The following is a 14879-nucleotide window of genomic DNA, read 5'->3' as shown; positions in this document are numbered from 1 at the left end:
GACTCCGCGCGGGCCGATCTCCTAGATTCGTCCGGTGGCTGACGCGCAGATCCTTGGACCTTACCGACTCGAGCGGGTCCTGGGGACGGGTTCATTCGCAACCGTGTGGTTGGCCCATGACCAGGTGCTCGACCGCCGGGTGGCGGTCAAGATCCTCGCCGACAACTGGAGCCGGGACCACGAGGTGCGCCGCCGGTTCCTGTCGGAGGCCCGGGTTCTGCTGACCGCCGAGAGCCCGCGGATCGTGCGCGGCTTCCACCTCGGTGAGACCGCCACCGGCCAGCCGTATCTCGTCATGGCCTGGGCCGATCGCGGGACGCTCGGCGACCGTCTCGATCAGCGTCACCGTGAGGGCCGCAACTTCGACGTGACGGAAGTGGTGTCGATCGCCACCGAGATCGCCTACGCCCTGGTCGACGTCCACGCCGCCGGTCACCTGCACCGAGACGTCAAGCCCACCAACGTGCTGGTCCGGTCCTCGTCCACGCGGCGCGGCATCCCCGGTCTCGCCGCCGACGAGACGGTGGTGCTCGCCGACTTCGGTCTCGCCCGGGGCCTCGACATGACGTCGCTGACGCTGGTCGCCGGCTCACCGGGGTATGTGTCGCCGGAACAGGCTGCCGGGCTCACCCAACTGGATCGGCGCAGCGACCTCTACTCGCTCGGGCGGATCATGCTCGAGCTGCTCACCGGGGACCCGGGGGGCAAGGCGTCGACGATGGCGGCGGCCGCCAACGAGCGCATCGACGTTCCGGCCGTCGTCGCCGAAGCGGTCGAGCGCGGCGCCCCGCAGCCACCCGCCCAACTCGTCGACCTGATCACCCGCCTCGTCGCCGAGCAACCCGACGACCGTCCGAGCACGGCCGACGACGTCGTCGCCGAGCTCGTCGCCCTCAAGGCGTCGATGTCGGTGCCCGGCGGCGGCGCGCCGGGGCGCCCGCTGGCGCCCCCGTCCGCGCCGCCTCCGGCCGAGCTCGGTCCCGACGGCCAGCCGTTGCCGACCGGAACGCAACTCGGTGCCGCCGTGCCGCGCGGCGGCTGGCTGACGCAGCAGAAGAAGCTGGCCATCGGCCTCGGCGCGCTGGTCGTCGCGGCGATCGTGGCCCTCGTGATCGCCCTGTCGGGCGGGGGCGGCGACGACGACCCGCCGCCCACCGACCCCATCGAGACCGAGCCCGTGCTGCCGATCGTGTCGACCGACGACAGCACGGAACCATCGGCGTCGACCGTGCCGGGTCCGCTACCGCCCACCACCGCGGGCGACACGGTCGTCCCGACGGATCCGCCCGTGAGCGATCCGGCGGACACGGGCACGGGAACCGGCACCGACGTGCCGGCTGAGGGAGCCCGGCTCGACCTGTCGGGATTCGTCGCCGACTTCACCCCCAACGCCGACGAGAACCGCGAATCGGCCTCGTTCGCCGGCTCGGTGCCGGAGGCGCTCGAGGCGCTGCTCGCCGCCAATCCCGACTGGGAGATCGTCGGAGACCCGCCTGGCGACGGAGCCCATGAGCGCACCGCCGTGACCCTCGCCGGACCTGACGGAGAGGTCACCGTGACGCTGTCCCCGAAGGGCGAAACAGCCGTGCAACCAGGGCAGGAACTGACCCGGATCGTGGTCTCGTACGACTAGCGCGCGAGGCCTCGCGATGCTAGTGTTTGAGCTGCTACGGCGGTAGTGAAGAGCACGTCTCGCCTCGACCCGTCACCCCGATCCGGGGCCCGGGTTTCCGGCATGATGAGACCCGCCATCCGAAACGATAATTCACGAGACACAAGTCGGCCGAGCGGTACACTTGTGGCAATCCAAAGGTCGCCATGGCTGGTGGGCGCAATTCCACCCACCGGCGCTCACCAGCCATGACGTTGGACCTTGGATTCCTGAGTCGGGTAGTGGGTTTGGATCCCGCCCCCATCCGGATGCTGACGCACGTCGCAGCAGGTGTCACGGCGACGGTGCCGCCGGCGAGAAGGGCCCCGTCACTACGCTGACCCCGTGATCAACCGCGGGTGGCTCCGACGCCTTTCGGCGCGCAAGGTGGCCGGGTTGTCCGGAGCGGTCGCAGCCGGCCTGGTCGCCGGCGTCGTCGGCCTGTCGAGCTGCTCCAGCGGCAGCGCCTCGCCCGGTGTCACCATCGTCGCCTCCGGCACCTCGACGACGTTCCGCACCGAGCCGGTCCGCACCACGACCACCACCCTGCCGGCCCCACCCGATCTGGGTGGCGGCGACGACGATGGCTCCAGTGGGGGCACCGCGGGTGACCCCGCCGACGCCGACCCCAACGCCGAGCAGGCCTACGAGGTGCGGCGCGGCGACTACCTCGTCGGCATCGCCCAACGCTTCGACGTCACAGCCGAAGCCATCGCCGCCTACAACGGGTGGGAGAGCCTGCAACACTCGCTCCAGCCGGGCGACTCGATCCGCATCCCTCCGCAGGACTGGGATCCCGACGAGGCGCCTCCCGGGAGCGGCTCGGGCGCCGCGTCGCCGGACGGAGACGCCGCCGAGGGAGCGTGCCCCGACGGCTCGACGCAGCAGACCTACACGATCCGCGCCGGCGACGTGAAGGGGACGGTCGCCCGCCGCTTCGACGTCACCGTCGCCGAACTCGACGCCGCCAACGCGGCGACGCCGTTCTACGCCGGCTTCGTGATCGGCATCGAGATCCTGATCCCCTGCTGAGGGGTCGTCCTCGGCTCGCTTCGGTCGCTGCGCTCCCTCGCTCGCCTGCGGCGAGTTAGGTCGAGCTCGCTTCGCTCGCACGGAAGAATTGAAAGAGGCGGCGGCGCAGCAAGCTGCGCTGGTCGCCGCATCGAAGGGGGAATCCCCCTTCGAGCATCCCCCTTCGGCGCCGGCTCGTTGACCTCTCGCGACCGGTCTCCATCCGCGCGTTGATCCCTTCGGCGCCGGCTCGTTGACCTCTCGCGACCGGTCTCCATCCGCGGGTTGATCCCTCCGGCGCCGGCTCGTTGACGTCTCGCGACCGGTCTCCATCCGCGCGTTGATCGATTGACCCGTCCGAGTGTTGAACTGCTCCGGAGTGTTGAACGCCCTACTGGGGGGCGCCCGACACTCGGATGGGTCAGCTGCCTGTGGCCTCTGCGGCCACTCAGCTGCCTGTGGCCTCTGCGGCCACTTTGGCCTTGACGATGTTGAGGGCCGAGCCGGCCTTGAACCACTCCACCTGCTCGTCGCTGAAGGTGTGCGTGGCCTCGAAGTCGACCGTCGAGCCATCGGGCTTGACGATCTGGCAGTGCACCGGCTTGCCGGGCACCGGCGGCAGGCCGAGCACGTTGATCCGGTCGTCCTCCTCGATCAGGTCGTAGGTGGCCGGATCGACGAAGGTCAGCGGCACCATGCCCTGCTTCTTCAGGTTGGTCTCGTGGATGCGGGCGAAGCTGCGGGCGATCGCCACGAGGCCGCCACGGAAGCGGGGCTCCATCGCCGCGTGCTCGCGGCTCGAACCCTCACCCATGTTCTGGTCGCCGATCACCACCCACGGCTGGCCCGCCTCGTGGTACTGCTTGGCGAGGTCGGGGAAGCTCATCATCTCGCCGGTGAGGGCCGACTTGCCCTGACCGACGACGTTGTCGTGGTAGGCCGAGACGGCGCCGAGGTAGAGGTTGCCCGAGATGTTCTCGAGGTGACCGCGATACTTCAGCCACGGCCCGGCCATCGAAATGTGGTCGGTGGTGAACTTGCCGTGGGCCTTCACCAGCACCGGCAGGTTGAAGTAGTCGTTGCCGTCCCAGGCCGCGAACGGCTCGAGCAGCTGCAGACGATCGCTCGTCGGGCTGACGGCCACCTCCACGCCCGAGCCGTCGGCAGGCGGGGCCGTGAACGTGTCGACGCCCGGGTCGTAGCCGTCGGCCGGGAGGATCTCGCCCACCGGCGGATCGAGCAGCACCTCGGTGCCGTCCTCGGTGGTGAGGGTGTCGGTGGTGGGATCGAAGTCGAGCCGACCGGCGAGCGCCAGCGCCATCACCGTGTCCGGCGACGTGACGAAGCTCAACGTGTTGGCCGAGCCGTCGTTGCGCTTCGGGAAGTTGCGGTTGTACGAGTTGACGATCGTGTTCGGCCGGCCAGTGATGCTCTCGGGCCGCGCCCACTGACCGATGCACGGACCGCAGGCGTTGGCGAGCACGGTCGCCCCGATCGCCTCCAGGTCGGCGAGCAGGCCATCGCGCTCGATGGTGGCGCGGATCTGCTCGGAGCCCGGGGTGACGAGGAGGTCGGTCTTCGCCTTGAGTCCCTTGGCGGACGCCTGCCGGGCGATCGACGCGGCGCGGGTGATGTCTTCGTACGACGAGTTGGTGCACGAGCCGATCAGCGTGGCCGAGATCTCGAGCGGCCAGCCGTTCTCGCGGGCAGCGTCGCCGACGGCGGTGCCCACGCGGTGGGCCCGGTCGGGGGAGTGGGGCCCGTTGATGAGCGGCTTGAGCTCGTCGAGGTCGATCTCGATCAGCTCGTCGTAGACGGCGCCGTCGTCGGGGCGGAGATCCGCAGCCACCTGGTCGGCGGCGTCGGCGATCGCCTCGCGGCCCGTCGCCTTGAGGTAGGCCGCCATGTTGGCGTCGTAGGGGAACAGCGACGTCGTGGCGCCGATCTCGGCGCCCATGTTGCAGATCGTGCCCTTGCCGGTGGCCGAGATCGAGTCGGCACCGGGGCCGTGGTACTCGATGATGGCGCCGGTGCCGCCTTCGACGGTGAGGATGCGAGCGACCTCCAAGATGACGTCCTTGGGGCTCGACCAGCCCGACAGGGTGCCGGTGAGGCGCACGCCGATGACCTTCGGGAAGCGCACGTTGAACGGGAAGCCGGTCATCACGTCGACGGCATCGGCACCACCGACGCCGATGGCGACCATGCCGAGGCCGCCGGCGTTGGGCGTGTGGGAGTCGGTGCCGATCATCATGCCCCCGGGGAAGGCGTAGTTCTCGAGCACGACCTGGTGGATGATGCCGCTGCCCGGACCCCAGAAGCCGATGCCGTACTTCGCCGACACCGAGCGGAGGAAGTCGTACACCTCCTTGTTGGTGTCGACGGCGACACCGAGGTCGATCGTCGCGCCGACCTTCGCCTGGATGAGATGGTCGCAGTGCACCGTCGACGGTGCGGCGACCTCCGGCAGCCCGGCCGTCATGAACTGCAGCAGCGCCATCTGGGCGGTGGCGTCCTGCATGGCGACGCGGTCGGGACGGAAGTCGTTGTACGTCGTGGCCCGTTCGATGTCCTGATTGTCGCTCGACAGGTGGTTGAGGAGGATCTTCTCGGTGAGGGTGAGCGGGCGGCCGAACCGCTCGCGTCCTTGAGCGACCCGGTCGGGAAGCGAGGCGTACACGCCCTCGACGAGTTCGATGGGGGTGGAGGCGCTGACGGTGCTCATGGAATGGGCGCTCCTTCTGGGAGAGGCGGCTGGGCTGGGAGAGGCCGGGGGACTTGACGTCTCCGCTGACGTATACAACTCTAATACAAGTGAGCGACGTCCCCCAACATTCCGGCTCGTCGAGATGGCGGGCGATCGACCACGTCCAGCTTGCCATCCCCGCCGGGGGAGAAGCGGAGGCGCGCCGGTTCTACGTCGGAGCGCTCGGGTTCGCGGAGCTGCCCAAGCCGGCGGCGATGGCTGCCCGGGGTGGCTGCTGGTTCGTCGCCGGCGACGTGCAGCTCCACGTCGGCGTCGATGCCGACTTCCGGCCGGCTCGTAAGGCGCACCCCGCGCTGGTAGTGGAAGGGCTCCGTCGACTCGTCGCCGACGCCGGCCTCGACATCACCTGGTCGGACGAGACCCCCGGGACCGAGCGCGGGTTCGTGCACGACCCGTTCGGGAATCGCATTGAGCTCATCGGCGTCTGACCGCTACGCGGTGTGAATTCCCCGGCGGCCGGCCTCGACGACGAACGAACGGTCTGTCGACACCGGCGAGTGAGCATCGCGCTCGACGCGGAGAACGGTGCGGAAGTCGACCGTCATCTCGCGCGGCGACACTCGGCAGCGCAGATAGCCGCGGCGCGGTTTGGCGTAGTGCAGGTGGGGGTTGCTGCGCAGCAGACGGCGATGGGTCGCTGACTCGTCACTCCCGTCACCGCCGCTGCTGATCGACGTGGCGGCGAACTCGGCGGCGATCGGCGTCACGTCGCGGTCGGAGTCGTGGCGGATTGCGGCCGTCACATCGAGGGCGTAGCCGGCGTGCAGGTCGCCGGTGAGCACCACCGGGTTGGCAGTCGCCGCAAGGGCGTCGTGCATGCGGCGCTGCGCGACGGGATAGCCGTCCCAGGTGTCGACGTTGTGGAGTGGGCCGTCGGTCGACTCGATGGCGATGCGGCCGAGCATGACCTGCTGGGCGATCACGTTCCACGTCGCCGGTGAGGTTCGTAGGCCAGCCTCGAGCCAGCGCTGCTGGGAGTCGCCGAGCATGGTCCGCCCGGGGTCGCGCCGGCCCGGGGCGTCGGCCGTCCATCCGGCTCCCGACATCTGACGTGAGCGGAACTGGCGGGTGTCGAGCACCTCGAGCAGCAGCAACGTGCCGAAGTCGAGACGCCGGTGCATCGTCATCGACGGCCCGATCGGTGGACGGCTGCGCAGCGGCAGGTGCTCCCAGTACGCCTGGTAGGCCGCGGCCCGGCGAGCGGCGAAGCGATCATCGGCGAGGCCGCTCACGTTGTCAAAGCCTGCGTAGTTGTCCTGCACCTCGTGGTCGTCCCACGTGACGACCCATGGCGCCGCGCGGTGGCTCGCCTGCAGGTCGGGATCCTGCCGGTACCACGCGTACTGGGCGCGGTAGCGCTCGAGGGTGTCGGTCTCCGTCGCGAGGTGCGGGGGCAGGTCGGTCGGCAGGAGCCGGGCGCAGTCGGTGGCCGTGATCGGGCGCTCGTAGATGTAATCGCCGAGGAACACCACCACGTCGGGATGCTCCGCGGCGATGTGACGATGCGCGGTGTAGTAGCCGGCCGCCCACGACTGGCATGACGCAGCGATCAGGTCGAGCCGAGCGGGCGTGGCGTCGGTCGCCGGTGCGGTCTTCGTCCGCCCGATCGGACTGAGCCAGGATCCGGTCCGGAAGCGGTACCAGTACTCGCGGCCCGGCCGCAGGCCGTCGGCCGTGACATGCACCGAGTGGCCGTGCGCCGGCTCGGCTCGTGCGACGCCGTGGCGCTCGATGACTCGCATCGAGGGGTCGGTGGCGATCTGCCAGGCGACGTCCACGGATCGCTGTCCCAGTCCCGGATCGTCGATCCGGTCGGGGCGGGGGAGGAGCCTGGTCCACAACACCACGCTGCCGGGCCACGGGTCGCCGGACGCGACGCCGAGGGTGAAGGGATCCCGGGTGATCGGCGGTTCGGCCGACGTGCCGAAGAAGCGCACGCCGCCTGCGGCTCCGCGGGCGATGCCACTCCCTGTGAGCCCGGCGGCGACGGCGCCGCCGAGCGAGATGAACCGCCGACGCGACACTCGGGTGGGGGCAGCCACGAGTGCCAATGGCAACAGGTCGATCTGTCGTCACAGCGGCCGCGATCTGGCGTCGATGTGATCTTCGGGTGAACCCGCGCGCCGCAGTCCCTTGACGAGGCTCCCGAGGTAGACAACTCTGATACAAGTGACCTGCGAACCCCGAGACGACGCACCGTGACCCGTCAGATCCGCTATCAGGAGATCGCCGACGCCATCCGGCAGCTCGCTCGGTCCCGCCCGGCCGGATCGCTCCTGCCGAGCGAGTCCGATCTGTCGGCGCAGTTCGGCGCCAGCAGGGTGACGATCCGCAAGGCCCTCGACCTCGTGCGCGAAGACGGCCTCATCGCCGCCCGGCAGGGATTCGGATGGTTCGTCGCCACCGAGCCGGTGCGCCAGAGCCTCGAGCAGCTGGGCACGATCGAGGCCCAGCTCGCCTCGGACGGGCGCAGCAACGAGCGGCGGGTCCTCGAGTTCGCCTTCGTCGAGCCACCGGCGCGGGTCGCCGCCCTCCTCGGCCCCGACACGGTGTTGCGGGTGAAGCGCGTGAACCTCGCCGACGGCGAGCCGTTCGCCGTCGTCACCGTGTGGTGCCCGGCCGACCTGGGCCGCAAGCTGTCGCGGGACGACGTCGAGCAGCGGTCGTTCCACGAGCTGCTCGGCGTTCAGCTGCGCGGCGCCACGCAGACGATCGGGGCCGACGCCGCATCGGGGGCCGACGCTCAGTTGCTCCGGGTGCCGGCCGGGGCACCACTGCTCACCTGCCAGCGGGTCACCACCGACATCGATGGCCGTCCGGTCCTCGTGAGCGAGCACCTCTTCCCGGCGCACCGCACGGAGTTCGTGGTCGAGCTGCCGTCGGCCGAACCGTCGATCAACCCGACGGGTCTGCGTCTCGTGGAGTAGCGCCCGCTCCCGCTCGCGTGGCCTACCAGGTGTCCCAGTGCAGGACGTCGGCGAGCGGCTGACGCTTGGCCGGCTTGAAATCAGTGCCCAGCGTGTAGGCGATGGGGAACAGGCCCGCCTGGCTCACCTTGTCGTGGGGGATGCCGAGCAGCTCGGCGACCTTGGCGTCGCCGCCGTTGGGCATGTGGAGCGTCGTCCACGCCGAGCCGAGGCCACGCTCGCGCAGCGCCAGCATGAAGCTCCACACGGCCGGGAGCAGCGAGCCCCAGAACCCGGCGCTGGTGGCCGAATCGGCTCCGTCGACGCGGCCCCAGATGCACGGGATCAGGAGCAGCGGGGCCCGCTCGAAGTTCTGCGCCAGGTAGTCGGCCGACTCCGACACGAAGGCTGCCCGTTCCCCGCGCGTGTCGCCCTCGGCGTACTCCGGCCGGGCCATGTTGCGGTAGGCCGCGAAGTTCTCCCGGTAGATCTCGGCGATGGCGGTCTTCTTCGCCTGGTCTTCGATGATGACCCAGTGCCAGCCCTGGCGGTTCGATCCCGTCGGTGCCTGGAGGGCGATCTCGAGGCACTCCTCGACGATGGACCGATCCACGGGGCGGTCGAAGTCGAGGCGCTTGCGGACCGAGCGCGTGGTGGTGAGAACTTGGTCGGCCGACAGGTTGAGGCTCATGCCGGCAGTCTTCCATCGCCGCCCGCCGCGGCTCGGACCGGAGGTCACGGCGACCGGCTCGTCAACCGGCGGGCCGAGCAATGATGATGGGCCGATGACGACCGCATCGTTCCAGGACCGGGTCACCATCTCTGTCACCAACGGGATCGCCGACGTTCGGCTCAACCGGCCCGACAAGCGCAATGCCCTCGACAACGCCATGTTCAAGGGCATCGTCGAGGCCGGCGAGTGGGTCAAGTCGGCGTCCGGGGTTCGCGTCGTCGTGCTCAGCGGCGAAGGTGCGTCGTTCTGCGCCGGCCTCGACTTCTCGTCGCTGTCGGCGTTGGCCGGGCGTGACAGCGACAGCGACACCGGCGACAGCAACGTCACGTCGACAGGCGCTGGCGCCGAGGCATCGACAGCTATCGGGTCGCTCGGCGACGGGCAGATCGCCCACCTCGGCCAGCGCACGGCGTGGGTCTGGCAGGAGGTCGCCGTGCCCGTCATCGCCGCCGTCCACGGCCATGCGCTCGGTGGCGGGTTCCAGGTCGCCCTCGGGGCCGACATCCGCTTCGCCCACCCCGACACCAAGATGTCGGTGCGGGAATCGTTCTGGGGGTTGTCGCCGGACATGACGGCGTCGCTGTTCCTGTCGCGGCTCACCCGACCCGACGTGGCCAAGGAGCTGGCGATGACCGCCCGCATCATCAGCGGCGCCGAGGCCCACGCGCTCGGCATCGTCACGCACTTGAGCGACGATCCCCGCGCCGCTGCGTTCGATCTCGCCCACGAGCTCCTCGGCCGCAGCCCCGATGCCGTGCGCGGCGTGAAGGCGCTGTTCAACCGCCTCGCCAACGCCGACGCCGCCGAGATGTTCGCCCTCGAACGCGAGACGATCAGCAGTCTGATCGGCACCCCGAACCAGGCCGAGGCGGTCGCCGCCGGCATGGAGAATCGCCCGCCCGTCTTCACCGATCCCGCCTGACCTCGCGGTCCCGAGATAGTGCCTGGCACTATCTCGGGACCGGCGGGTGTCCAGGTACTGGTTGTGACATGCGTGTGAAAACGGTGTTTCCCCACCAGGCAGGTCGCCCTCTACACTGACATCTCGCTGGGCCAATGTCGTCCCTGCTCCACCATCGATCCCGACACCCGCCGACTCCGATCCGGCGGGGCCGAGACCAAGGACGACGTCCATGTCAGATCTTCCCGGCCGCATCGGCCTGTACGACCCGCGATTCGAACACGATGCCTGTGGCGTCTCGTTCGTCGCCCACATCAAAGGGATCGCCAGCCACGAGCTGGTGCGAACGGGCCTCGACGCACTCACCAACCTCGAGCATCGTGGCGCCACGGGCGCCGAGGCCGACACGGGCGACGGTGCCGGCATCCTCGTCCAGATCCCCGATCGCTTCTTCCGGTCCGTCCTCGCCGACGACGGAGTCACCCTGCCGCCGCCCGGTCAGTACGCCGTCGGCATCGGCTTCCTGCCCGCCGATCCGGTGGCCTCCGAGAAGGCCCAGGCGGCGATCGAGGCGATCGTCGCCGACGAGGGTCTGACGGTCGTCGCCTGGCGAGACGTCCCGATCGAGCCGTCCTGCCTCGGACAATCGGCTCGTGCCGTCATGCCGTCGTTCCGGCAGCTGTTCGTCGCCGATCCCGGTGATGCTTCGGCGGGAGCCACCTGTAGCCGCAGCAGCGGCATCGACCTCGACCGCAAGGTCTACGTGGCCCGCAAGCGAATCGAGCACGAGCTCGACGGCGAGCTCACCACCTACTTCTCCTCACTGTCGGCGCGCACGATCGTCTACAAGGGGATGTTCACAACACCGCAGTTGCAGGCGTTCTACCCCGACCTGCTCGACGAGCGGTTCGAGTCGGCGTTGCTGCTGATCCACAGCCGCTTCTCCACCAACACGTTCCCGTCGTGGCCACTGGCCCACCCGTACCGCTTCATCGCCCACAACGGCGAGATCAACACGGTGCAGGGCAACGAGAACTGGATGCGTGCACGCGAGGCGATGGCCGCCAGTCCGCTCCTGCCGACGCTCGAGAAGGCGTTCCCGATCTGCACCCCGGGCGCGTCGGACACGGCGCGTTTCGACGAGGTGCTCGAGCTGCTCCACCTTGCTGGACGACCACTTCACCATGCCGTGATGATGATGATCCCGCCGGCGTGGGAGAACAACAAGACGCTCAGCTCGGCCGAGCGCGCCTTCTACAGGTTCCACGCCTCACTGATGGAGCCGTGGGACGGCCCGGCGAGCGTGACGTTCACCGACGGCACGGTCATCGGTGCGGTCCTCGACCGCAACGGCCTGCGCCCGAGCCGCTACTGGGTGACCGACGACGACATCGTCGTGATGGCGTCCGAGGTCGGCGTGATCGACATCGACCCGGCCAAGGTGGTGCTGAAGGGCCGGCTCCAGCCCGGCCGCATGTTCCTGATCGACACCGCGGCGGGCCGCATCGTCGACGACGCCGAGATCAAAGCGACGCTCGCCGCCGAGCACCCGTACGAGCAGTGGCTCGAGGACGGGCTCGTCGAGTTCGAGGACCTGCCCGAGCGCGACCACGTGGTGTTCAGCCACGACAGCGTGCTGCGCCGCCAGCAACTCTTCGGCTACACGCACGAAGAGCTCAAGATCATCCTCGCGCCGATGGCTGCGACCGGCGGCGAGCCGCTCGGCTCGATGGGCACCGACACGCCGCTCGCCGTGCTGTCCGAGCGGCCGCGCCTGTTGTTCGACTACTTCAGTCAGCTCTTCGCCCAGGTCACCAACCCGCCGCTCGACGCCATCCGCGAGGAGGTCGTCACGTCGGTGGCCTCCACCGTCGGGCCCGAGGCCAACCTGCTCGAGCCGGGTCCCGAGAGCTGCCGGCAACTCACCGTGCCGTTCCCGATCATCGACAACGACGAGCTCGCCCGCATCCTCCATGCCGCCACCGACTCCACACCGGAACGACGCACGGACGACGCATCTCACGAGGCTGGCCGCTTCGCTCACTTGAAGGCCGTCGAGGTGAAGGGGCTCTATCGCGTCGCCGGTGGCGGCCTGGCGCTGGAGCGGGCGCTGAGCGCCATCTGCTCGGAGGTGTCGACGGCGATCGACAACGGCGCCCGGATCGTGGTGCTGTCGGACCGCAACTCCGACGCTGTCGAGGCGCCGATCCCGTCGCTGCTGCTGACCGCGGCGGTGCATCACCACCTCGTGCGCACCAAGCAGCGCACCAAGGTGGGCCTCATCGTCGAGTGTGGGGACGCTCGCGAGGTGCACCACATGGCCCTCCTCATCGGATACGGCGCCGGTGCCATCAACCCGTACCTCGCGTTCGAGTCGATCGAGGACCTCATCGCCGCCAACGACGGGCAGGGCATGCACAACCTCGGCGGCCTCGACGCCCACAAGGCGGTGCGCAACTACATCAAGGCGTGCGGCAAAGGCGTGCTCAAGGTCATGTCCAAGATGGGCGTGTCCACCGTGGCCAGCTACACCGGCGCGCAGATCTTCGAAGCCGTCGGGCTCGGCGAGGAGCTCGTCGAGCGCTACTTCACCGGCACGGTCAGCCGCCTCGGCGGCATCGGGCTCGCCGAGATCGCCGCCGAAGTGGCCGCCCGCCACGCCGCGGCCCACCCGACCCGTCCCGAGGAGCGGGCGCACCGCAAGCTCGAGCTCGGCGGCGAGTACCAGTGGCGGCGCGAAGGCGAGCACCACCTCTTCAACCCGACGACGGTGTTCAAGCTCCAGCACGCCACGCGGGCGAAGCGCTTCGACATCTTCAAGGAGTACACGCGGGCGGTCGACGACCAGTCGCGCACGCTGGCCACGCTGCGGGGCCTCTTCCAGCTTCGCGAAGGCGTCCGCGAGCCGGTGCCGATCGACGAGGTCGAGTCGGTGGCGGCGATCATGCGGCGCTTCTCCACGGGGGCGATGAGCTACGGCTCGATCTCAGCCGAGGCCCACGAGACGCTGGCCATCGCCATGAACCGCATCGGCGCCAAGTCGAACACCGGCGAGGGCGGCGAGGACCCCGAGCGCCTCTACGACCCCGAGCGCCGCTCGTCGATCAAGCAGGTGGCCTCGGGCCGATTCGGTGTCACCGCCGAGTACCTCACCAACGCCGACGACCTGCAGATCAAGATGGCCCAGGGCGCCAAGCCGGGCGAGGGCGGTCAGCTGCCCGGCCACAAGGTGTATCCGTGGATCGCCAAGACCCGGCACTCCACCCCGGGCGTCGGGCTGATCAGCCCGCCGCCGCACCACGACATCTACTCCATCGAGGATCTCAAGCAGCTGATCCACGACCTGAAGAACGCCAACCCGGCGGCGCGCGTGCACGTCAAGCTCGTCGCCGAGATGGGCGTCGGCACCGTCGCCGCCGGCGTGTCCAAGGCCAAGGCCGACGTCGTGCTCATCTCGGGTCACGACGGCGGAACGGGCGCCAGCCCGCTGACGTCGCTCAAGCACGCCGGCGGCCCGTGGGAGCTCGGCCTCGCCGAGACCCAGCAGACGCTGCTTCTCAACGGGCTGCGCGACCGCATCGTCGTTCAGGCCGACGGTCAGATGAAGACCGGGCGCGACGTCGTCGTCGCCGCCCTGCTCGGTGCCGAGGAGTTCGGTTTCGCCACCGCCCCGCTCGTCGTCTCGGGCTGCGTGATGATGCGGGTCTGCCACCTCGACACCTGCCCCGTCGGCGTGGCCACGCAGAACCCCGAGCTGCGCGCCCGCTTCAGTGGCAAGCCGGAGTTCGTCGAGAACTTCTTCGAGTTCATCGCCACGGAGGTGCGGGAACTGATGGCCAAGCTCGGGTTCCGCTCGATGGCCGAGATGATCGGCCACGTCGAGATGCTCGACACCCGCGCCGCGGTCGACCACTGGAAGGCGTCGGGTCTCGATCTGTCGCCGATCCTCGCCACGCCGCGCAACCCCTACGGCCAGTCGCTGTTGCAGTCGGTACCCCAGGACCATGGCCTGACCGAGGCCCTCGACGTCGAGCTGATCCGCCAGGCTCGGCCCGCCATCGACGACGCCACGCCCGTGGCGATCGATCTTCCGGTGCGCAACGTCAACCGTACGGTCGGCACGATGCTCGGCCACGAGATCACCAAGAAGTGGCGAGGCGGGGGCCTGCCCGACGGCACGATCGACATCCGCCTCACCGGGTCGGCCGGCCAGAGCTTCGGGGCGTTCGTCCCGGCCGGCGTGACGCTGCGCCTCATCGGCGACAGCAATGACTACCTCGGCAAGGGACTGTCGGGAGGGCGCATCATCGTCCGCCCGCATCCCACGGCGCCGTTCGTCGCCGAAGAGCAGGTCATCGCCGGCAACGTCATCGCCTACGGCGCGACGGGCGGGGAGATCTTCCTGCGCGGCAAGGTGGGGGAGCGGTTCTGCGTGCGCAACTCCGGGGCGCTCGCCGTTGCCGAGGGCGTGGGCGACCACGGTTGTGAGTACATGACCGGCGGCCGCGTCGTCGTTCTCGGCCCGACCGGGCTCAACTTCGGCGCCGGCATGTCCGGCGGCATCGCCTACGTCTACGACCCCGACGGCACGTTCGCCGACAAGGTCAACCTCGAGATGGTCGTCATCGAAGAGGTCACCGGTGGCGACGCCGAGGAGCTGCGCGACATCGTCAGCCGCCATCACGCGTTCACCGAGTCAGCCGTCGCGGCCCGGCTCCTCGAGGATTGGGAGACGTCGCTGACTGTGTTCCGGAAGGTGATGCCCTTGGACTACAAGCGGGTGCTCGACGTGCTCGCCGCCGCCGAGGCCGAAGGTCTCGACGAGGCCGCAGCCGTCGATCGAGTGATGGAGGCGAGTCGCGGATGAGGAGTTCAGCGAGCGAAGCGAGCGTCGTGAAGTTCGACCGGAT

At 69.5% G+C, this 14879-nt stretch carries 9 protein-coding genes; 6 read left to right on the top strand and 3 right to left on the bottom strand.

What is annotated here, in order from left to right; genetic code table 11:
• Window positions 1-34 precede the first annotated feature (34 nt).
• Together DN771_RS12990 and DN771_RS12985 are read left to right on the top strand one after the other, a co-directional pair.
• A complete protein-coding gene (locus DN771_RS12990) occupies window positions 35-1633 on the top strand; it encodes a serine/threonine-protein kinase (protein ID WP_162941886.1) in 1599 nt (532 codons plus the stop codon).
• Window positions 1634-1996: 363 nt separating this feature from the next.
• Window positions 1997-2683: a lytic transglycosylase gene (locus DN771_RS12985; RefSeq protein WP_162941885.1), complete on the top strand. Its 687-nt coding sequence runs from the start codon at window positions 1997-1999 to the stop codon at window positions 2681-2683.
• A 427-nt stretch (window positions 2684-3110) separates the two neighbouring features.
• Here the strand turns inward: DN771_RS12985 and DN771_RS12980 are convergent, their stop codons facing one another.
• Window positions 3111-5387, bottom strand: coding sequence for an aconitate hydratase (locus DN771_RS12980; protein WP_116997956.1), 2277 nt, complete (start codon window positions 5385-5387; stop codon window positions 3111-3113).
• 89 nt (window positions 5388-5476) lie between these two features.
• Here DN771_RS12980 and DN771_RS12975 point away from each other — a divergent pair, with 89 nt between their 5' ends.
• Window positions 5477-5857, top strand: a complete 381-nt coding sequence (locus DN771_RS12975; protein ID WP_162941884.1) for a VOC family protein — start codon at window positions 5477-5479, stop codon at window positions 5855-5857.
• 3 nt (window positions 5858-5860) lie between these two features.
• Here DN771_RS12975 and DN771_RS12970 read toward each other — a convergent pair whose 3' ends face one another.
• Window positions 5861-7471: an alkaline phosphatase D family protein gene (locus DN771_RS12970; protein ID WP_205528566.1), complete on the bottom strand. Its 1611-nt coding sequence runs from the start codon at window positions 7469-7471 to the stop codon at window positions 5861-5863.
• 156 nt (window positions 7472-7627) lie between these two features.
• Here DN771_RS12970 and DN771_RS12965 point away from each other — a divergent pair, with 156 nt between their 5' ends.
• Window positions 7628-8356 carry a GntR family transcriptional regulator gene (locus tag DN771_RS12965; RefSeq protein WP_116997951.1) on the top strand — a complete coding sequence of 243 codons (729 nt, stop codon included), beginning with the start codon at window positions 7628-7630 and terminating at the stop codon, window positions 8354-8356.
• A 22-nt stretch (window positions 8357-8378) separates the two neighbouring features.
• On the opposite strand, the gene DN771_RS12960 is transcribed toward DN771_RS12965, so the two are convergent.
• Complete coding sequence (locus tag DN771_RS12960; protein WP_116998020.1) at window positions 8379-9026, bottom strand: nitroreductase family protein; 648 nt, start codon at window positions 9024-9026, stop codon at window positions 8379-8381.
• A gap of 94 nt (window positions 9027-9120) precedes the next feature.
• Between DN771_RS12960 and DN771_RS12955 the strand changes: the two genes are divergently transcribed.
• A complete protein-coding gene (locus tag DN771_RS12955) occupies window positions 9121-9990 on the top strand; it encodes a crotonase/enoyl-CoA hydratase family protein (protein WP_116997948.1) in 870 nt (289 codons plus the stop codon).
• Window positions 9991-10201: 211 nt separating this feature from the next.
• Window positions 10202-14836 carry a glutamate synthase large subunit gene (gene gltB, locus DN771_RS12950; RefSeq protein WP_116997946.1) on the top strand — a complete coding sequence of 1545 codons (4635 nt, stop codon included), beginning with the start codon at window positions 10202-10204 and terminating at the stop codon, window positions 14834-14836.
• Window positions 14837-14879 lie beyond the last annotated feature (43 nt).

The sequence above is a fragment of the Desertimonas flava genome (genome assembly GCF_003426815.1).
GTDB lineage: Bacteria > Actinomycetota > Acidimicrobiia > Acidimicrobiales > Ilumatobacteraceae > Desertimonas > Desertimonas flava.
The sequence above is the reverse complement of the archived record's forward strand: the minus strand, read 5'-3'. Positions and strand labels throughout refer to the sequence as shown.

Excerpts from the sequence above, each read along its gene's own strand:
- DN771_RS12980 (WP_116997956.1), bottom strand. The coding sequence starts at position 5,387 with ATGAGCACCGTCAGCGCCTCCACCCCCATCGAACTCGTCGAGGGCGTG.
- DN771_RS12960 (WP_116998020.1), bottom strand. The coding sequence starts at position 9,026 with ATGAGCCTCAACCTGTCGGCCGACCAAGTTCTCACCACCACGCGCTCG.
- DN771_RS12955 (WP_116997948.1), top strand. The coding sequence starts at position 9,121 with ATGACGACCGCATCGTTCCAGGACCGGGTCACCATCTCTGTCACCAAC.
- gltB (WP_116997946.1), top strand. The coding sequence starts at position 10,202 with ATGTCAGATCTTCCCGGCCGCATCGGCCTGTACGACCCGCGATTCGAA.